14 protein-coding genes, 1 tRNA gene and 1 CRISPR repeat array are annotated in these 20,700 nt (G+C 54.7%); of the genes, 3 read left to right on the plus strand and 12 right to left on the minus strand.

Annotated elements, in window-relative coordinates:
- Positions 1 to 83: 83 nt before the first annotated feature.
- Entirely contained in the window at positions 84 to 359 is a 276-nt protein-coding gene (locus tag ACMGFM_RS09710; protein WP_436902344.1) for a DUF433 domain-containing protein, read from the minus strand.
- 737 nt (positions 360 to 1,096) lie between these two features.
- Between ACMGFM_RS09710 and ACMGFM_RS09715 the strand changes: the two genes are divergently transcribed.
- Complete coding sequence (locus ACMGFM_RS09715) at positions 1,097 to 2,179, plus strand: tyrosine-type recombinase/integrase (protein WP_436902345.1); 1,083 nt, start codon at positions 1,097 to 1,099, stop codon at positions 2,177 to 2,179.
- 242 nt (positions 2,180 to 2,421) lie between these two features.
- A CRISPR array of direct repeats spans positions 2,422 to 7,284; the repeat unit is 30 nt; unit sequence GCTTCAACCCCACAAGGGTCCGTCTGAAAC.
- A gap of 103 nt (positions 7,285 to 7,387) precedes the next feature.
- Here the strand turns inward: ACMGFM_RS09715 and cas2 are convergent.
- From cas2 to ACMGFM_RS09760, 9 genes are all read right to left on the minus strand, one after another.
- Positions 7,388 to 7,648, minus strand: a complete 261-nt coding sequence (gene cas2 / locus ACMGFM_RS09720) for a CRISPR-associated endonuclease Cas2 (RefSeq protein WP_436902346.1) — start codon at positions 7,646 to 7,648, stop codon at positions 7,388 to 7,390.
- Position 7,649: 1 nt separating this feature from the next.
- Positions 7,650 to 8,645, minus strand: a complete 996-nt coding sequence (cas1b, locus tag ACMGFM_RS09725; protein WP_436902347.1) for a type I-B CRISPR-associated endonuclease Cas1b — start codon at positions 8,643 to 8,645, stop codon at positions 7,650 to 7,652.
- 2 nt (positions 8,646 to 8,647) lie between these two features.
- Positions 8,648 to 9,196: a CRISPR-associated protein Cas4 gene (cas4, locus tag ACMGFM_RS09730; protein ID WP_436902348.1), complete on the minus strand. Its 549-nt coding sequence runs from the start codon at positions 9,194 to 9,196 to the stop codon at positions 8,648 to 8,650.
- Positions 9,193 to 11,913 carry a CRISPR-associated endonuclease Cas3'' gene (locus ACMGFM_RS09735; RefSeq protein ID WP_436902349.1) on the minus strand — a complete coding sequence of 907 codons (2,721 nt, stop codon included), beginning with the start codon at positions 11,911 to 11,913 and terminating at the stop codon, positions 9,193 to 9,195. The genes cas4 and ACMGFM_RS09735 overlap by 4 nt, the downstream gene beginning before the upstream one ends.
- Positions 11,910 to 12,740, minus strand: a complete 831-nt coding sequence (gene cas5b / locus ACMGFM_RS09740) for a type I-B CRISPR-associated protein Cas5b (RefSeq protein WP_436902350.1) — start codon at positions 12,738 to 12,740, stop codon at positions 11,910 to 11,912. Before cas5b ends, ACMGFM_RS09735 begins: the two co-directional genes overlap by 4 nt.
- A 12-nt stretch (positions 12,741 to 12,752) precedes the next feature.
- A complete protein-coding gene (gene cas7b / locus ACMGFM_RS09745) occupies positions 12,753 to 13,772 on the minus strand; it encodes a type I-B CRISPR-associated protein Cas7/Csh2 (RefSeq protein ID WP_436902351.1) in 1,020 nt (339 codons plus the stop codon).
- The gene (gene cas8b / locus ACMGFM_RS09750; protein WP_436902352.1) at positions 13,765 to 15,801 is read right to left on the minus strand and encodes a type I-B CRISPR-associated protein Cas8b/Csh1; all 2,037 of its coding nucleotides are present in this window, start codon (positions 15,799 to 15,801) and stop codon (positions 13,765 to 13,767) included. Before cas8b ends, cas7b begins: the two co-directional genes overlap by 8 nt.
- Positions 15,801 to 16,571 (minus strand): CRISPR-associated endoribonuclease Cas6, encoded by a 771-nt coding sequence (gene cas6 / locus ACMGFM_RS09755; protein WP_436902353.1) that lies wholly within the window; start codon positions 16,569 to 16,571, stop codon positions 15,801 to 15,803. The genes cas8b and cas6 overlap by 1 nt, the downstream gene beginning before the upstream one ends.
- 309 nt (positions 16,572 to 16,880) lie before the next feature.
- Positions 16,881 to 16,954: transfer RNA gene (locus tag ACMGFM_RS09760), tRNA-Val, on the minus strand.
- An 84-nt stretch (positions 16,955 to 17,038) separates the two neighbouring features.
- Between ACMGFM_RS09760 and ACMGFM_RS09765 the strand changes: the two genes are divergently transcribed.
- Positions 17,039 to 17,521, plus strand: coding sequence for a DUF192 domain-containing protein (locus ACMGFM_RS09765; protein ID WP_436902354.1), 483 nt, complete (start codon positions 17,039 to 17,041; stop codon positions 17,519 to 17,521).
- A 72-nt stretch (positions 17,522 to 17,593) separates the two neighbouring features.
- Here ACMGFM_RS09765 and ACMGFM_RS09770 read toward each other — a convergent pair whose 3' ends face one another.
- The gene (locus ACMGFM_RS09770; protein WP_436902606.1) at positions 17,594 to 18,856 is read right to left on the minus strand and encodes an RNA-guided endonuclease InsQ/TnpB family protein; all 1,263 of its coding nucleotides are present in this window, start codon (positions 18,854 to 18,856) and stop codon (positions 17,594 to 17,596) included.
- 186 nt (positions 18,857 to 19,042) lie between these two features.
- Here ACMGFM_RS09770 and ACMGFM_RS09775 point away from each other — a divergent pair, with 186 nt between their 5' ends.
- Positions 19,043 to 19,435, plus strand: coding sequence for a hypothetical protein (locus ACMGFM_RS09775; protein WP_436902356.1), 393 nt, complete (start codon positions 19,043 to 19,045; stop codon positions 19,433 to 19,435).
- A gap of 54 nt (positions 19,436 to 19,489) precedes the next feature.
- Here ACMGFM_RS09775 and ACMGFM_RS09780 read toward each other — a convergent pair whose 3' ends face one another.
- Positions 19,490 to 20,629 carry a DUF7546 family protein gene (locus ACMGFM_RS09780; RefSeq protein ID WP_436902357.1) on the minus strand — a complete coding sequence of 380 codons (1,140 nt, stop codon included), beginning with the start codon at positions 20,627 to 20,629 and terminating at the stop codon, positions 19,490 to 19,492.
- Positions 20,630 to 20,700: the final 71 nt, after the last annotated feature.

The raw sequence follows: 20,700 nt of genomic DNA on the forward strand, positions 1-20,700 counted from the left end.
CTGTTCTACGTCGTGTCCACGCTCTCGGAGCAGTCGCTCGAAGACTCGACCAACGTGCTCATCAAGCAAAATCTGCGAACCCGTCACTGCACGGTCTCTTTCGGCTTGAGTGAGGACTCGCGAACGCGCTCAAATGCCGTTTCGTTCTCCGCTTCGAGCTCGCGCATTTCGTCGATGTTGGCGTAGTAGTAGGAGAGCGATTCGTACACGTCTACAAGGGACACATCGAGTTGGTCCGCGACGTGTGCGGGGGATTGGCCGCTGTCAATCACCCGGCCGGCGACGTGGCGCACGCCAATCCGCGTGCCGTCGATTCGCGGCTCGCCGCCAAGCACATCTTGGTCACGGGTGACACTCATATGATTCGATAGGAATCCCTGCCGGTTATATCTTTCCAGCAGCCGATTCGGTCCCACCACTCAACACGCGGGTCTACTTGCGACAGGAGCCACGTTTCACCAGAATGGCAATCCAAACACATATTTCACGTTGTTCTTGCCCCCATATTGTCATTTATTTCGAAGATGGATCCAGCATTCTAGCGAAATCCAACGAGAACCGCACGATGCTATGGCAGCCATGGCCGTTCCGTCAGACGACCGGGATTTTCGAATTTTGCCATTGTTTGGGCCATTGATTGGGCCAAAACAGCCGAATTAAGATATACACTCAATTCACGGCCCGAAACTGCGCGCGGGAGAGCGACCACGGGTGAAAATCAGATGTCTGTCGTGGATAAGTGACATTTTGACTAGGGATGATTCCAGACTATCCGGCCAATTTTCCCCCATGCATGGGGATCGAGAAATGACCGTTCATCTACTGACCCGAACGACTGCTAATTAGAATCTAAACATTAGACCCGGCCGACTGTGGCTACATGATTACGTAGATCCGGCATGAAAATTCAAATTTTTGTATTCTCCTCCTGCAAGCTCTGCGAATTGGCCGGCCAACCCCAATTTTTCTCCATTCTATAAATACCCGGAACTGCTGTGCAAATTCGACGACGCGGGACAAATTCGACTGGCCTGGGGACGACCCACGTGCCCGGCGCTGGCCGACCCAGCCAATCCCGACCAAAATAAATCGAAACATGACCCAGACCGACCTCGAACCGCTCGCACCGCAGGATGCTCTCGACTGGTATCTTGAGCACCGGCGAGACAGCCTGCGGACTGCGACCCGACGAAAACATCAGTCAGCCCTGGGTACCTTTGTCGAATGGACTGATGAGGTCGGCATCGACGACATGAACGATATCGGTGGTCGGCAGTTGATGGAGTTCAAAACGTGGCGAAAAACCGAATCGGACCTCACCGTCGTCAGTCTCAACGGGAACCTCGCAATCCTACAGCGGTTTCTCCGCTTTTGTGAAAACGTCGACGCCGTTCCAGAGGGAGTAGCCAACCGGGCCCCACTTCCGAACGTCCCGCCCGAGGAGGAAGTCAACGACTGGGTGCCGGCCGACAAGGCGGTCGAAGGCATCCGGTCGTACTTCCGGCAGTTTGAGTACGCCTCACGGCGACACGCTGTCTTCGAGTTGATTGCCGAGGTGGGACTTCGACTGGGAGGCATCCTGGCGATTGATCTGATGGACTTCGAGCCTGAGGAGATGGTTATCCACCTCCGGCATCGTCCTGAGGGAACTGAAGTGTACGGAACCCCGCTAAAGAATGGGCGCGATGGAGAGCGGATCATCAACATCTCCAAGCAGTTGCGGGAGTTCCTCGTCGACTACGTCGAGCACAACCGGGCCGATGTCGTTGACGAGCATGGCCGGGAACCGCTATTCACGACACCCAGTGGCCGGCCGTCAACGGCGACGATCCGGCGGGATTTCTACAAGATGACTCGGCCCTGTGTCTATTCTGGTGATTGCCCACATGATCGGGCGGTGTCGGATTGCGAGGCGACGAAAAACGCCAACGCCGCCGACTGTCCAGATCGGTTCAGTACGCATCCACTGCGGAAGTGGGCAATCATGAATCAGTTGGACCAAGGCATGCCGAAAGAGCTTCTGAGCGACCGTGTGGATGTATCTGTTCCCGTGCTGGACAAGCATTACGACCAGCGGACCGAGGAACGAAAGTCGCGGCGGCGACGCGAAGCACTTGAAGAATCACTAAACGAGTATGCGATTGCTGATGGTGGAGAGTCGGATCACTCGACGGATTAGAGAATCTATCTGGAAACAGTTGGGAGCCTCAGGGGTTGGTCACAGTAGGATTAATCCATGAGGTTCCGTCTGAAACACGACCCGGGACCGACGAGATACCGGTCTCCAATCCAACTTCAATCGCTCTAAGGTCCATCTGAAACCTGGGGCAGCTACGTCGCGGCCGTCGACCAACTCGCTTCAATTCCACGGGAATCAGTCTGAAACACGGTCCAGATAGGCGCGAAGAAGTCGTACCCCCCGCTTCAATCCCATGAGGGTCCGTCTGAAACTGGTTGGCGCGTTCCTCGCGACTGTCCCGGCCACGCTTCAACCCCACAAGGGTCCGTCTGAAACGGTCAAAGTTACTTAGCGGGCCTTGTGGCGGCGGAGCTTCAACCCCACAAGGGTCCGTCTGAAACTCGCTCATAGTTGGCATCTCCTGAACGCCCCGACTGCTTCAACCCCACAAGGGTCCGTCTGAAACGAGGCCCGAGGACTACAAGACGAGATACTTCCTCACGCTTCAACCCCACAAGGGTCCGTCTGAAACGCTGAAATATGAGTATCCATTTGCACTTTCGCAACAGGCTTCAACCCCACAAGGGTCCGTCTGAAACATCCCGCCGACGCTGGCCGTCCGCGAGTTTCTCGCTTCAACCCCACAAGGGTCCGTCTGAAACCGGACTGCGGTCCTGTCCGTGACGCAGTTGCGCGTGCTTCAACCCCACAAGGGTCCGTCTGAAACTCGTTGGCGTCGTCAGTATCGTCGGTGTCGTGGTCGCTTCAACCCCACAAGGGTCCGTCTGAAACTTTGCTCGGGTTCATCGTCCCGCGCTCTTCGGCGTTGCTTCAACCCCACAAGGGTCCGTCTGAAACGGTATTACGACAACCTGTGCCCCTCCTGCAAGCAGGACGCTTCAACCCCACAAGGGTCCGTCTGAAACCAACGCACTCGACGGGACGGGACAGCTCCCGGACGAGCTTCAACCCCACAAGGGTCCGTCTGAAACGATGGATTCAAGAAACGGAATCCAGACAACGGCAATGCTTCAACCCCACAAGGGTCCGTCTGAAACAAGACGCCGATTGGGTCGGTTGGCATGTTACCCCCGGCTTCAACCCCACAAGGGTCCGTCTGAAACGCCGCAAAACATCGTCTCGTTCTCTCGCGGTTCGGTCGCTTCAACCCCACAAGGGTCCGTCTGAAACATGTCGAGACCTCCGAGGCTCCCCGTCGAGCGGAGGGCTTCAACCCCACAAGGGTCCGTCTGAAACACTCTATCGACGCGCCTTCTGGGAGATATGCTAAGCTTCAACCCCACAAGGGTCCGTCTGAAACATTGCAGAGGAGTTCGACCTCGGTGAGTTCGATGCAGCTTCAACCCCACAAGGGTCCGTCTGAAACACGACTTGACCGACCGCGAGCGCGTCATTCTCTCGGCTTCAACCCCACAAGGGTCCGTCTGAAACAAAGAGTCACCAGATGGCCCTGCATAAATAAAGTCAGCTTCAACCCCACAAGGGTCCGTCTGAAACAAGTTCAACGATGTCCCCGTCACTTCCGCCCGTGTTGCTTCAACCCCACAAGGGTCCGTCTGAAACGCGTCGCTGAACACCGAACCAATCACGCAACTCGCTTCAACCCCACAAGGGTCCGTCTGAAACGGTCCCACCCGCGTAGCAGACTCACAATGCCCACGCTTCAACCCCACAAGGGTCCGTCTGAAACCCCGTCCGCGGCGTCGTAGGTATCCTCGGGGATGGCGCTTCAACCCCACAAGGGTCCGTCTGAAACCTGAGTCGGGTTAGAATCTAAGTCACCACTTGGCTGCTTCAACCCCACAAGGGTCCGTCTGAAACCAGCGTTCAGGACACTAAACGCACCAGCCAAGAGCTTCAACCCCACAAGGGTCCGTCTGAAACAAGACAGATGGAATATACAACGAACGATTTCCCGAAGCTTCAACCCCACAAGGGTCCGTCTGAAACCGTGTTGAGTTAGTCCCGCCAGACAAACAAGGCTATGCTTCAACCCCACAAGGGTCCGTCTGAAACTTAGCCTCACCTCTGCAACTGAAGATGGAACCGTGCTTCAACCCCACAAGGGTCCGTCTGAAACCTGGCTGTCTCGCCACTCATCGGGACGAGGGTGTGGCTTCAACCCCACAAGGGTCCGTCTGAAACAAGCACGGCCACTATTCGTCTCGCGGCACCGACAAGCTTCAACCCCACAAGGGTCCGTCTGAAACAGGCTAACGTGCTCGATGCCGGTTCTCAGGGCATGGCTTCAACCCCACAAGGGTCCGTCTGAAACAACTGGTCCGGGAGCTTCCGAGGTACTCATAGTGCGCTTCAACCCCACAAGGGTCCGTCTGAAACTCGAGTTCGTCTCTTTCCTTCATTGTTCGTCACCTCGCTTCAACCCCACAAGGGTCCGTCTGAAACCACCACTTGAGCACACACGAACAAGACAGCACTGCTTCAACCCCACAAGGGTCCGTCTGAAACCGGTTGTACACGCCAGTCTCGACGTACACGAACGCGCTTCAACCCCACAAGGGTCCGTCTGAAACTATCTTTGATATACTCGTCTACGCCCTCGTTGGCCTGCTTCAACCCCACAAGGGTCCGTCTGAAACCTCATTATCCCCGATGCCTCGGGGACGTGGACGAGAGCTTCAACCCCACAAGGGTCCGTCTGAAACGTAGCTAAACCTCCGATTCTATCAAAACAATGAGTACGCTTCAACCCCACAAGGGTCCGTCTGAAACCACGGCTGCGAGAATCACGGTAATGGCAACCATGAGCTTCAACCCCACAAGGGTCCGTCTGAAACTTGCGCTGCTAATCAAGGACGGAGAGAATGAGATCGGCTTCAACCCCACAAGGGTCCGTCTGAAACCGCGGGACGTGCGGGAGGTACTCGCGGTCATCAAAGCTTCAACCCCACAAGGGTCCGTCTGAAACACCACTACGACACAGACCACGCTGGTCAATGGCGAGCTTCAACCCCACAAGGGTCCGTCTGAAACAAGCAAAGCATTAGCCACGACAAACAATCAAACCGCGCTTCAACCCCACAAGGGTCCGTCTGAAACGAGAGACATCGCTACCTCGTACAATTTGATGCTGCTTCAACCCCACAAGGGTCCGTCTGAAACCCGTGTTCGGGAGCTGAGACCTCTCCGATAGCAGAGGCTTCAACCCCACAAGGGTCCGTCTGAAACCGCTGTAACGACTGTGGTGAGGAAATCCCCGTCGAGGCTTCAACCCCACAAGGGTCCGTCTGAAACCGGTGGTGGCGGCGGCCAGACCCAGCCACAAAGCGCTTCAACCCCACAAGGGTCCGTCTGAAACTTGTGATGTTGTACTCATTGGTGTTAGTTACTCCATGCTTCAACCCCACAAGGGTCCGTCTGAAACGCCGAACGGCTCGCGGCCCTCGAAGAACAGTACGAGGCTTCAACCCCACAAGGGTCCGTCTGAAACCACTTGATAAAGCTCGGGCTGAGATGGTCCAGCTAGAGCTTCAACCCCACAAGGGTCCGTCTGAAACTGGGGTGGACTGACGGCAACTCAAACCAGACCGCGCTTCAACCCCACAAGGGTCCGTCTGAAACTTCACATCGGTCATTCCGGCTATGATGTTCACGCGGCTTCAACCCCACAAGGGTCCGTCTGAAACTCAACGTCGTAATCTCCCGACTTGTTGACGGTGCTTCAACCCCACAAGGGTCCGTCTGAAACTCAACGTCGTAATCTCCCGACTTGTTGACGGTGCTTCAACCCCACAAGGGTCCGTCTGAAACTGTAATAGCAACCCTCAGTCAAAACGGGACAACTGTAGCTTCAACCCCACAAGGGTCCGTCTGAAACTGCCATTCACTAAAAAAGTACACCGTTGCATACGTGCTTCAACCCCACAAGGGTCCGTCTGAAACGATAACCGACACGGCCGACAGCGCAGACCGCGGCTCGCTTCAACCCCACAAGGGTCCGTCTGAAACGTGTGGCGGCTTTCTGTGCATCGTGCGAGTCAATGCTTCAACCCCACAAGGGTCCGTCTGAAACTGTTCGGCGGCTGTTGCATCATCACACGGGAGGCAAGCTTCAACCCCACAAGGGTCCGTCTGAAACATGGGTTATCACACGGACACACCCAGACCTAACCGGAGCTTCAACCCCACAAGGGTCCGTCTGAAACAGCAAGACCCGGCGGCAAAAGCAGAGGAACTATCTGAGCTTCAACCCCACAAGGGTCCGTCTGAAACACGCTTTCAGACTATGAGTAAGACAAAATGGGAGCTTCAACCCCACAAGGGTCCGTCTGAAACTTCGAGCACTGGCCTGAGTGTTGGCATCCGCCGGCCGCTTCAACCCCACAAGGGTCCGTCTGAAACCAGTCGTCGGAGAGGATGTAGAGTTCGTGCGGGTTGCTTCAACCCCACAAGGGTCCGTCTGAAACCGCTGATGGGCGCGTGGGCGATGGTCGGCTTGACAGGCTTCAACCCCACAAGGGTCCGTCTGAAACCGGCCACTCGAAATGGTGATCCAGACAAGTAAAGGGGCTTCAACCCCACAAGGGTCCGTCTGAAACCAGCTCATCAAGAATAGCCAAATCGGTTTATTGGGTGCTTCAACCCCACAAGGGTCCGTCTGAAACGCGAGACGACGCAGAGCATCGCCTGTTCGTATTCGATGCTTCAACCCCACAAGGGTCCGTCTGAAACCAGTAAGAGCGAAAAACAACCCCTCGGGGCAAAAGGCTTCAACCCCACAAGGGTCCGTCTGAAACCAGTAAGAGCGAAAAACAACCCCTCGGGGCAAAAGGCTTCAACCCCACAAGGGTCCGTCTGAAACCCGCGGATGACTGACGAACTCCCCGAGGCGAGAAATGCTTCAACCCCACAAGGGTCCGTCTGAAACGGCGTTTTTTCAGATGCCAAAATTAAGGGGATTGAGCTTCAACCCCACAAGGGTCCGTCTGAAACGCGAGGACTGAATTTTCCCGAACGCTCGTGCGGGAGCTTCAACCCCACAAGGGTCCGTCTGAAACTTACTCGATTCCACTGCGACAAATACGACTCCGACGGCTTCAACCCCACAAGGGTCCGTCTGAAACCATGCCCGATATACGGGACATAGACGTGCTAACGGCCGGTTGGAATAAACTCTTTCCGTCGACCGTCAATAAGCTGCGTTCCCGTGGGGGTCGACGGAACTGACTACAGAAACCGCTGATCCTCGGTCGGGTCCTCGCCGTAGACCGTCCGATTGAGCAGTGTATCCGAAGATAGCTCGTATATGATCGTCGATTCACCGGGTTTTAGCAGGTCATCGATCTCGTTTTTGAGTTGAGCGAGATCACCTTCGGAAATTTCACCTTCGAGTACGGAGTTTTGAACGTGGGTCAAATACCGTCGCCCAATTTTGAGTGCTTTCTGTGTTCGTTCTGCTTCCAGATCGTAGACCATCACGACGTACATTTCACCACCACCGTTGGAACGGATCGTACTCCTCTCCGGCCAGCAAGTGTTTCTTCAGCTTGTACGCTTCCAGACGAATCAGGTACTGATAGCTGACCTTGCGGTTGAGCGTTGGATGTTCGACTGTCCGTTCGAGCGTCTCTTCGAACGCCTTCGTGTACGCCTTCCGGCCAGATTCGTTCAATAGACACGAACCGAGTTCAGTCTCAAAATCATCTGCCGAAATCTGATTTCGATTTACCAACCGAAACAGGACACGGTCCGCGAGCACCGGTTTGAATAAGTCCGCGAGGTCAAGCGACAGCGAGTATCGCCGTTCACCCGGTTCATGAAGGTAGCTGATTGTCGGATCAAGTGCCGTAGCGCGGATCGCCGAGACACAGTTCGCATAGACCAGCGAGTTGCCGAATGAAATGAGACTATTGATCTCGTTGGGTGGGGGATTATATTCTCGCTGGGCCAGCTGGAACTCACTCGGCAGAATCTCATTGAAGCTTCGGTAATAGGCCTTTCTCGCGGTAGCTTCAGTCCCCAGTAGCTCATCAACCGGAAGCGACTCATCGACACGATTAGCCGCAGCGTCCAAATCCTCGATTACGCTATCAAGCTCGTGGTCTCGACCATTGTAGTAGACCACGTTGGTTCGCATATTGTGGATGCTTCCACGGACAATCGCGGCGGCTAACTGGCGTCGGTGTTGGCTGTCCTCGTAAGCACGAACTTGATTGACAACGGTCTTTCCAGACGTTTGGCCGCGCTTCGGCATCACCGAACCCGAGTAGTAATCCTCCCAGCCGAAGACGTGCAACGCGACCGTCCGGTCGTTGAGAAACGACATCAGTCGCGTGTTGAAATCGATCTGGCCGTGCAGAAAGAACGCTTCGGCGTTCTCGACGGGAATGTATTGCTTGTCCCCGCCATCGTCGGGGACGAGTCTGAGCGTGTCGTCGCTGCGTTCGAGTCGGCCGTCCGAAAAGACGTGGTAGTTCCTATCCATTGTTAACACCAACAGAAGTCGTGATACGCACAGGAATCACAGTACGGTTTCTCCTCGGCCGGTGGTGGCGAGGACCGACTAACGACATCGTGAATGCCGCGGATCGCGGTTTCGACTTTTTCGCTTCGCTTCGTCGTGAGTTCGACGGGTTCGCGCTTTCGTTCCCGTGGGTGAGCCAAGACGCCATCACGCTGGATATCTGCCACCCGGTCGAGATACCAGAGATAATAGGACAACTGCATCTCGGCCGGTTCCGTGAGCGTCGACGAAGGTTTGACCTCGACGACGCGGCCGTCGTCCAGCAGGTCCAGCGAGACCATGCCGAGATGGAGGTTCTCGCGTTTGTCGCTGTACGCCGTCTCGTCAACGCGGGTGCCACGGACGACAGTAGCGTTCTCGCGGTCGATTTCAAGATTCCGTGATTCGAACCAAAGTTCGCGCTTACAGACGTAGTAGTACTGCACCATTACGCCAGTCACACGGAACGGATCGTCGACTGGTTCGCCGCGGGCGGTTGCGAGGAGTCGTTCGATTGGGTCAGCGTCGGTCAAAAGAATCGGTCCTCCACACCGTATTCACTTGGTTGGACTCCAAATTCTGAATCGAATATTGAATTCGATGCATGGAGAATCCGTTCCGGATCATGCCGCTTTTTCTCTTCATCAAGTAACGGTTCAAGACTAAGAAGACCGCTCGCAGCATCCGTATTCGCTCTTGGAACCGGAATCGAAACTCGAATCGAGGCCAATTCGTCCCGTTTTGAATCCACTTCTTCGAACTTCCGTTCCCTCATAAGTGATTCAATGGCAGTTGCGGAGTCGTGTTCTTCCTCTGTCCGACATACGTATACCTCAACTGACTGTCGACGTTCGATGAGTGACGCTTCGCGCAGCGTCTCCCCATCTGCCTGCTCGAATGCAGTCACGAGATCATTACTCTCGGAGACGCTGTGAACACGCTCTCCAACAGTATCGTGATAGCGTTCGATAGCGTCCTTCGCTAGAACCTCGTCAGCAAACGCGGCTCCATGTTCGTCCCGGACAGTTTCGAGAACGGATCGAGTATGCATTAGAAGATCCGTCTCACCTCTACTGCGGTTCGGTGCGTACACTGCGGTCGATGGAGGTGTATTGCCTTCGCCGGGTGGTTCGAGTTGCCAGACGGTGGTAACACCAGTTTCCGGTGCGCGTTCGTATGAACGATTACACCGACCTGCCGCCTGTACTATCGAATCTAGGGGAGCGAAGTCACGGTAGACAGTGTCGAAGCTGATGTCGACCCCCGCTTCGACGAGTTGTGTCGAGATGAGTGCGAACGGAATATCAATCCCAGCGAGATCGTTCGCAACAGCAAGGAGGAACTGCCTATCGCACGGGCGCACACGCGTCGTCAGATGTAGATACGCTACGGTCTCTTTGGTTCGAAGCTTCTCGACAACAGCGCGAACGAGCCGACCGCGCTCAATACTCGGCCGTTGCTTGCCGTCGTACTCCTTTGTCGCTGACGGCCCACCGATTTCGTCTTCATTAAGCTGTGCTTCATACAATTCAGAGACAGCGACCGGATCAGGCTTGGATTCTGAGATACTATCCACAAATTCCCTCGTAAGCGTTCGAGTGCTTTCTATCGTGTTACAGATCGCTAACGTTGTGTCTCCGCTTACGACGGTTTCTGCGAGTAAGTTTGCTGCGTCCAGGTGGGATAATCGATCCTCGTTTTCGGTGACGAGTGCTGTCGTATGGAGTTGATACTGTACTCTCGATGGTGGATCACCAGCGAAAGCGGATTGCTCGATCTCAAGCAGTTGTTCAGACGGAATAAGTTCGAACGAATCCTCAACGAGGGAGGGTTGTGTAGCGGTCATTAGCAACACCTGAGCATCGAACTGCTCAGTCAGCATATCGATGAGCTTCCGAACGATGGGCCACCAATGCTGTGGGATCGCCTGTGGTTCATCGATAACAACAGTGCTACCCTGAAGCGCGGATAGCTTGAGCGATTGTCCATTTCGCGGGCCAGCGAGACTCTCAAACAACTGTACAAAAGTCGTTAGCGTCAGCCCGGTTCGCCAGCTCTCTGCTAGTAGCACCTCGTGTGAAGCGTGTTCGTCTGTTTCCTCTTCCTCTTCGCTTTCCGTATCGGTTCTTGTTTCTGCGAGGTGGTGATGTACCGTCAGCAGATTACCGGATGGATCTGTCTCGAAAACGTCCTGTAGCGTTCCCGAAGTCTGGTCGATGATAGAGGTAAACGGGAGTGCGTATACGAGTCGCCCATCGTGGTTCTCACAGAGTGTAAGGCCCGCAAGCAGGCCAGCGAATGTTTTTCCGTATCCTGTCGGGAGCGTTAACGTCGCGACTGAGTGATTGCTTTCGAGAAATTCCTGTGTCTGTTCCGGAATCTCGTCTTGAACCTTTGTTCTGACTTCGTTTAGCTGAGCTTCAATATCGTTTTGCGTTTCTCCACCCAGCTCTGTTAGATGGGTTTCGAGTTTATCGAGTGATGGATACTCCCCCGATAGTCGGTTGTCATCGGAATCGATTCCTGCAGCATCCGTTTTGTCTGCAAACGTCAACGCGCCAAATAGGATCAAATGTGTCGTGTATATTGACTCATTGAAAAGAGAGTTTTTTACTTCTAGTTCGCCAGCGAATCCTCCTCTCTTACCTGCATCTTCGACGACATCTGTGAGGATAGGTGAGTCAGAGGCACCGCCGATCTTTTCCAGAAAATCGTCCCAAGCCCCCTCACGGACTGCTTTCCTGAACAGATCACGAGCAAACGTCTCGGCATGAGCTTCGATTGTTTTGGCTTGCTTGATTGCCTGAATGGTTTGATTGCTTCCCATCGGATCGATTCGAGGCTCGTCAAACGTTTTTCTGATATATTTTGCTGCATCCGGGACATCACCGTGATGTTTGGCAACAGCGAGCAGTCCAGCTAACCGGGGTTCTCGCTCATACCCGTTCTGTTCGAGAAAGAAGTAGGCGACCAAACTACCCAGTCTTGCATGGTGCTTTGGAGAGTCATAGTATTCATCTCGGATGTACCGTTGAAATGCCGGTGTTGCTTTCGCAAAATCGTGAGCCAGACCGAGAAGTTGGACTATTTCACTGAGTGAATCCTCAGTCTGTGACTGTGTGTTCTCAGATATAGCAGAAGCGGCTCGATCACTCACACCCGTCAAGTGGCCCCAGAGCGGTTTTGATGCACGATTCGCCTCCGGCGGATGAGAGAGAATTTCTCGTCCCGAGTCAAGCGTCCACGTCATCGAAACACCACAGTTCGATTATCAACGCTTGCCGCTGTTGTATCTGAGACGGTGAGTGTGTCTCCATCCGGACTATACGTATAGGTCAGGTAACTCGTTGTTCGCCGTCCCGAGAATTCACCGGACGTTGTCGTCCGTTCCATGAACGCCGGTGATCGTTCCGTTCCATAGTTGACGTTTGGTTCAGGTATCACGCCATCAGGGTCTGGAACCGCGGAATCGACAGCGTGAGGTTCGGATTGTGCTACTGCTGTCACCTCGTATTCACCGAGGTATTCGATGTCGGCCAGATATTCGGAGAGACCAAGCGAAGGCGTGTAGTATGATTTTCCTTCCGCAAGGTACTCTCGAAGTTCGTCGTATCTTTCCTCGTCAGCAAGCCAAAGGTCAATTCGGTACTCAGGTTCAACGAGTACCTCGTAATTCGTTCGCTGCCTATCCTCCGTCGGATCTGGATAGTAGACGCTGACCTTGCCCCGCGTATTGACTCCTTTCAGCCCTTCTTGCGATGTAGTGAGGTTATTCACGGGGAGATTTATCGTTCGCAGTTCGCTTACCGGCTCAATAGATATCGCAGATGACTCGGGGCCAAACAGGTCATAATACTGGTTTCGCCCGATACCCAGAACTGCGGCCAAGAGACCAGCGACAGTTGTTCTTGGGATGATTCGGTACGTAGTTTTCACTGTGTTCCCCTCAACGCGGCGGAAGTGCCCCCATGGGCCGGATAGCCGAAACGAAAGGCACCGCTCCGGAGGGGAACGGGAGAGCGGCTCAGTGTCTTGGCTTGTACTCTCGTCAGCGTGATCGTCAAGTTGTGATTGCATCCCTATGATCCACTAGTTACCGTACACATCGATTTCGTGGACTGAGTCGAAGCGGTCTTCGAGCGCACTAACGAATCCGTCTTGGAGTGATTCTCCATTGAGTTCGATCTCTAATGCATCGTCAGCAACGACATGCACTGTCTGGATGCGATCCTCATGTGATTTGAGCCGGGAGACAAGATCCGTTGCATCGACTGTTACGTCTTGCACTGTCCGGTAGGAGCGAGCGTCTTCGTCGTCACCCACGACATCAAGTTCGTGCGTGAGGCCGCCGATATGGAAACTGTCAGTGTCGTACTCGACACGAATGTAGAGACGTGGCTCCTGTCCTACCTTGCTACGGGTGATTGTTTGGTTTTTGATCGCACGCCAACAGGTCGAATCCAGTTGTTCTATATCCTCCGTTTTGAGGTTGGTATCCTCCGCACCGTGTTCATCGACCAGCCCGTGGAATCCGATCAGGCCGTATTTGATCCGGTGATCATCCAGATCGAATCCGCCCTGCTCTTTTTCGTCGTCGGTGCCGATAACACTCGTGAGGCTGTTGTACTCCTCGTTTACCTCGACAGGGTGGAGTGTTTTTCCAGGTGAGAACTGGACAGGGCCTGTAAGGTGATCAGGGAGGTGCTTTTCGAGGGCCTCGATAAGCTCACCAGCATCGGTATCAATGCTAAAGGTTGCACCGAACAACCGGGCGTCGATTGCATTGTCGAGGAACCTGTCGAAGCCATCGAACTCCTCGTCTTCAATTTCCTCGACAGTTGTCACACCGAACGTTTCCTTGAGTAGATCCTCGCGCTCTTTAGCGTATTCCCCGCGTTCGCTCGTAATGTAGACTCCTTCATTGTCTGCCTCGAACTGATCGCGGAGGTAGCGTTTCAGCCGAACGTCGGTGACGATTGCCTCGTTTGTTACGGGATCGATTCGCGGTCTGTTCGCTCCACTAAGTGGATTACCGTTGGGATTGGCGTCAACGGCATCATACAAAAAGACAATTTCCGAGCGGTTCTCGATGATGTTGTTTTTACTCATTGTTAGTCTCCGAAGTGCTGGAATCGTTTTGTCCGTAGGCGATACCCATTGCATAATGGAAGCGCAGGTCTTGCGTCGATAGCTCCCAGTCGGTTGGTTCGGCTGTTTCAAGACCGTCACACACGGTGTCCATTAATTCTCCATACATCGTCCCTGCATACTCATCAGAATAGACGATATTGGAACCAACAACCTCTGTCGCAATTCGCCTGATATTGTGTTTGGTGAGGTTGTCTATCGGATACTGCTTGACAGCCGTCATGCTTTTTCCTTCTCTACTTTGGTAACGAGAGATGCGGCCGACAAGCGCACCGAGAGCAAATACTCCCTCCCTCGTTTTGTCGCTCAATGCAGGGTGATCTTCGATAAACTGTTCGAACTGTTCTTGACGATTATCTGCCGTCGTCTGTGAGGTCTGATCGCTCATGTGTGGTGGCTGTGTTACGAGTCGCTCGTCATCTGCGGTGAGCAAGTCACACGCTCTGAGCGCGTTAAGCTGCACGTACTGCTGTGCGAGAGTCGCTATCGGGAACGGATACTGGCTGCCCGGGTCGAATCGATCTACCAGCTTTGCGACGTACTCTTCAAGTAACTCCTCGACGCGGAGCTGTTTTCCACTGGCAATCGTCGCCGTCCCTCGGAATCGGAAATCGTCACTACTCGGATCATCGGCGTCATCACCGAGACAGGTCTCTCCAAGGTATGCGACACTGGAGACAACATTTGAGAGAGGTTCCGATTCCGTAATACTGAGCAGAGGGAACTTCTCGCGTTTCGGGAATATTTCTTCCTTCTTAACCCATCGGCTATTTTGGACAGTACGATGTTGCTGGGTTATTTCCTCAATGACATGAATCGATGCTGTCGGGGTCGCCGCAAGAACCCGCCATCGATCTTTTTGATATTTGTTGATAATAATGAGCGAGAACCGAATCGTATCTAGCCTGTCGAGCTTCTTGAGCCGACGATACTTATTGCCGACAGGTGATTCATCATCGTCTGCCTCAACTTGTTCGCTCAATAGTTCATAGACTGCTCTCGCGCTGTCCGCATCGATCTTCCCCGTCGGATACGGGAGGTAGAACGCTGACGTTCCGGGAGCGGGGATAGCACACGCATCAAGGAACGTGTCCGCGTTCTGTGCTCGAATCGCCGCATCACGACCGAGGCCTTGCGTCTGCCACGACCGATCAGCATCGAGAGCAGGGAACTTCTCCATCTGTTTCGAGAGATAGTGCTTCATCGGGTCATCAACGACACCGTACACCGTTTCGTCGGTGTCAAAAACGAAGCACGTTCCGTCGCCAGAGGCGTCTTCAGCTTCGTTTTTCGCCCGAAATTTCCCCGTCTTACGAGCCGCCATCGCCTCTTGAAGCACTTCTATTTCACCGGGATAGTGCCAGGTTTCGTCGGGCTGGAATTCCGTCGTCGTGTTCAACTCATCATCGTCAAATGCGATAGCGACTGTATGGAGAAGTTGTCCTTCTTCGGAAATGAGTGACTTGACTCCTTCTCGAATTTTTGTTTCGACTGAATCATCTTCTCCTAACTCGGCTAATGTCTCAATTAGCCAGCCATCATCATGTTCTGATGCGGCTTCGATTACAGCATCCTCTGTGGGCCAACGCTCTAATCGCTCGAAAGCGTGGTCGCTATGCTTTTCTGGTCCGTTGGTCTGACCAGACTGGTGGGTGATGCTGTGATCGACACCCATCGCAGCACTGAATTTTGAATGGGCAACACGCGGCACCAGATCCTCAGGGAACATTTCGAGTTTGACTGGTGGATCTCCAAGCGTCGCTTTCTCGCCTCTGAGATCGACACGAACGACAACAAGTGTCTCGCTTCCGATCTGATCAGCAGCAGCGTCCGGACTAAGGTATGCGCCATACGGCCCGGTCAATCCTCGACCGAGCGTATACAGAGCACCGTAGAGCACTTCAATATCGCGGAGCGATGCGATCGGTCGACGTGGGATCGCGGATTCAATCGTTTCGGCATCCACGTTCTCAAGGGCTTTCGTGTCCATCAGTTTGCCTCCGTGAGATTCACGAACCCGAATCCGAGGCTGTTCCGTTCACCAATTCCGACATCCAGTGCGAGGTTCAGGTGCCGTCGATGATCGTCGTCTCGAACGGTGTAGTCGAACCGCCACTTGCTCAACACCCACGTCTCCGTCTGGCCCGTCGTCGGCGTGACTGGCAGGGCAAACGTCTTGATAAGTTCATAGCCATCGAACAGATCACCCTCTACATCAGAGGGGCCGGGCAAATAGTTCGGACAATAGAGCCCGTGTTTCTTGTCCAGGTTCGCCTCGATCTGTTTTCTGAACGGCTCCATCGTGTGTTTCGGCCGCCAGAACTCGGCTTCGTCGTGGTCAACGTCGATCTCGTACTCCTCAAACCGCCACGGTGGAATCCGAACCAGCACACCGGTTCCCGTTTCCATCGTGCCCGAGGTTCCCGGTTCACCGACATCCGGCGACAGCGGCGACAAATCCGCCACGGTGAAGGGCATTTGACCGATATTCAACTCGGGATCGTCTTTCAGATCAGCAGCGATATGAGCGAGCAACTGCTCGTCTGGCGAGGCGATCAGCAGTGTTCGCTCGTCTCCCTCTTCCATGTCCCCCGGCGGAAATGGGTTACTGAAGCTGAACGGCTTTGGCTGATTCTCGTCGTGTACTTGATCGTACTCTGTTCCTTCGAGCGCGCGCCAGATTCGCCCACTTAGTTTGTGGTGGTACGCATTGTCGTACGCGGTGTCAGCGCGTGCGTGTATTCTGTTTAGTATTCTCACAATTTTATCACACTATAATTAAATTTGGTTGCGCGCTGTCACAGGTTTCCCTGTGGTAGGCGTTGTTTATAATGATTTGTGTGAAGAATTAAACCCAGAAATGAAGATTGAGATATGATTTCCAACAAGTTAATAAACCAACGAGCAATCTCGAATAACGGAATTCCGGTACGAAGGCGGAGCGCGCAGGAATCTGCACGGGTTCGCACGGCGCATATCGCCGTCGGAGAACGGCGAGATAGAGAATATTGCAGAAAGAAGCCGTAAGAAGCCGAAAACAGGAGTGTTAGAGACCGTACGTACTGCGTATGGGTTCGGGCGGTTTTGAACCGCCGGCCTCGGCCTTGTAAAGGCCGCGTCATAACCAGCTAGACCACGAACCCGACAGTTGAAATAACTCTGTCGCGCCGAATAATGCTTTCTGTTCGGTCGGAACGCTTAGGCAGACCGCTCTCGTTGGCCCGGGTGTGCGAAAACCCGGCACTCTGCTCGTCGCTGCCGTCCTCGCCAGCGGCTTGCTCGTGGCCTTTGCCTCGCTGCCACCATTGCCGTTGCTCGACACTGGCGAGTACGGAGAGACAACGGTGACGGTGCAGTCGGCAAACGGGAGCGAACTCGGCACCGTTTCGGTCACCGTTGCCAAGACCAGCGCCCAACGTCAAATCGGGTTGAGTCGGACCGACCGACTCGAAAATGGGTCGGGAATGTTGTTCGTCCACGACGAACCCGGTGCGAAATCGTACGTGATGCGAAACATGTCCTTCGGCATCGACATCATCTTCATCGACCCCGATGGGACGATTACGGAGATTCACAGCGCCCGACCTCCGCCAGCGGACGACGCGCCGTACACGGGTCGTGGGCTGTACGTGCTCGAAGTGCCACGGGGGTGGGCCAGCGCGGTTGGCGTCGAAATCGGCGACAGGGTCGCAATTCCGGCGTCGGTCTGAGCCGGCACAGTCCTTGACATCCTCCACGCGCTGAATAGCGAGGATTCCCGACAGCTGTTGGGATATTGTGGTCTACGGGACAACCTGTTCTTGAGGGGCAACTCTCCCCGTCGATGTATCGAACAGGCGCACCGATGGCTGTGCCAAACAGCCGTTACTCCTATCCTGTGACGGATTCGGAGTTACCGTAGCTCGCATATTCTCCGCCGCATTCAGGTCACTGTTCGCAACCAGCTCACACTCTGAGCAAACGTACAATCCACGCTCAACACGGTTTGAATCTGATTCTGTGCCACACTCACAGCACGTTTTCGAGGTTTTCAATTTGCCTTCGGGAACGCGCTCTACATCGATACCGCGTTCCCCTGCTTTGTATTCAATGTGCCTCAGGAGAATTTCAAATGCCCAGTCGTGTAGTCGTTTGTTACCGTGGCGTCCCCAATCGGAGTCATCACGTATTTTTTTCGGGTGTCCAACTGCTATCGTCCCGACGTTCCGGTTAGCACACTGCTCTACGATATCCTTCGACAGTGCGTGCAGGAAGTGGTCTTGTCGTCGAGTCTTCTTTTGTCGAAGCCGCTGTGCCTTGTTGCTCGGGCCGTTCTCACCCTCAGTGCTGTATTCTTCGTGACGGAAGTAGTAAGCATCTTCTTTCAGCGCGTTGCCCGGGTACAGCAGTGTCTCATCACCGATAGAGACAGCCGCCGTGTTGCAGATTCCAAGGTCAATACCAGCCGTTTTGTCGCCGGAATTTTTGGACGTTTCAACCTGTACGTTACAGACGAAATGCAGTTCCCACTGGTCACCAGTCCAGACTGCTCGGACTGTCTGAATGCTTTCAACATCAGCAAGGGTCTGGTCGTCTGCTTGGATCGTGTATTCACAGAGGATGTAGTCCGCGGCATACCGAGACTCCTTCATATTTGTCCCTTTCGAGAGACGAACGCGGTTGTACTCGGTATCCAGCTTGAAACCCTGGTTCTTCCACGTCACGGTTGAGCGTGGGTGTTTATCGCCGTGTTTGCGGTAACCGGGTGGGTTCGCGTCGGAATCGTTCTGTTCATACCACGAAACAAACGCTTCACCGAGTTCTTGAAGAACTCGTTGACTGGACTGCGAGTGCAAGTCCGCATAGCGTTCGTGATTCTTGAGGTACGAGCAGAGTTCGTCGGCGTCTGGAATATGGCCGATAGCATCCCAAACACGCGAGATTGTCCATCGCCCGATGTTCCAGAGTTTGCTGGCGGCGAAGCCATGCGAATCAAGCTCGTCAGAGACTTGCGAGTGATTAGTAATACTCGCTTTTAGTGTCCGCGTGACAACTCGATTCGACACATGTAAGTATAGTATTCTATCTTTCATAAATATTAGGACTAACCTTACTGTGGAATATCCTGTCGGAGCGAGTGTGGTTTGACGCCACGTTGTCGGATTCATCCCCGCGCTAAAACACGGGGCTTCCTCCTCGTTACTTCGTAAACGATTATAGGGCCGGGGTGATAAGGCGAGGTAGAGATCAGCATGGACAAGGAGTCATTTCGAGACAAACGGAAGTTCGCGGCGCTCGTCGCCGGCATTGGCGCTATCCTGGCGCTGCTGACCGCGGCGTTTCTCGGCGGCAACATCGAGGAACTCGCGCTCGCAGTCGAAGTTGGGGTCTACACCTCGGTGATCGTCGGTGGAACCTACGCACTCGGCCAGCGAATCGGCCAGCCACACTCACACTCGGTCGCGTCGGCAGCGCTCGCCTTCGGCGCGCTGTTTCTGATTGCCGTGGCGTTCCGGCTCATGACCGAGTTCGGCATCCGTACACCAACTGAAGTTGCAATGGGAATGGGCGGAGCAATTGGCCTCGGCGTCGTCATCACGATTGGCATCGTCGTGCTCGGCCGTGTCGGTCCATCACCGAACTAACGCAACGGACTCTTTTCGACGCGAGCAGCAGTTCGCCGTCGCTGGCAGTGGAACTCAGGACCGGCGGTAACAGACGACGAGTGCAGCCAACAGCGCGAGTTCGAGGAGTTTACTCAACAGTGCGTAACCGTCGTTGAACAGGTGGGTGCTAATCGACGTCAGCGGATTTGTCTCTGTGTGGCCGGTCGGTTCGATTGTCGGCCAGAAGGTGCCGTGGTCGAGAACTGTGTGCCACCCGGCGTAGCCCAGCAGGAACGTCAGCGTGAGCCCGATGCCCAGCGCGTAGAGCGGTCGCCGGTATCTGTCGACAGCCCCGAGACCGACACCGACGAGCAGCGCAATTCCTGAGAGCGTGAACGCGAACGGTCGTGGGTCGGGAGCGACCAGATATCGCGCGTACTCCAGCAAGCGAACGAGGCCGTGCGTCGGGTGAAAGAGATGTAGACTGGCAACCGCGACGGCCAGACTCGCGGTGAGCGGGAGCAGATGCTGGCTCGTCTGGTGACGCACCGTCCGAATTGAGGGCTGGTAGTACAGCCACCCCATCGCCACGACGAACATCACGGTCGCAATCTCGTAGCTAAACTGGAGGAAAACCGTCAGCGCAGCCGAAACGCCGGCAATCCCGCCGAAGGCCGGCACGAACGCCGCGGCCGCACAGCCCGGACAGAGAATCAGACCAATTGTCCCCGCGCCCGCCGACCGCGTCACGTCAAGCACTGCGAGATAGACCATATAGGAGAGCGAGACGTAGCCGATAATCTGGTAGGGGATGATTCGCGCACCAATCCACTCGCCGGAGTAGTAGATAATCGGCCCCCAGCCAAAGGACCGGCCAGCGTCGATGCCGAGTCCAAGCGAGCCAGTGACGGGTTCGAGCTGTGACGGGACGAACCCAATGGTCCCCGAGAGCCACAGAAACAGCGAGAGGTAGCCGACGGCGACAGCGCCGGCAAAGGCCATCGGCTTCCAGCCTCTGGAGACGGAGTCAGTGTACCAGATGGTGACGACACTCGTCGTTATCCAGATGAACGGAAGGAGGAAGATGTGGAGACTGAGCAACGAGGTGCCGAAGACCAGCCCATAGAGCACGGCGGCGAGCACTTGGACCGCAACGAGTGCGTTGATCGCTGCCAGTGTCCAGAGCTGTGACCGGTACGTGCGGCTCCAGTGCTCAATTCGGCTCGTACTCATAGCTTGGGTATCCGCGAAACGTACGTGTGAATTCGTCTTCGGAGGATTAGGGGTTTCGGTGTGGCTAGCTG

The sequence above is a fragment of the Halovenus halobia genome, assembly GCF_051414135.1.
Taxonomy (GTDB): domain Archaea; phylum Halobacteriota; class Halobacteria; order Halobacteriales; family Haloarculaceae; genus Halovenus; species Halovenus halobia.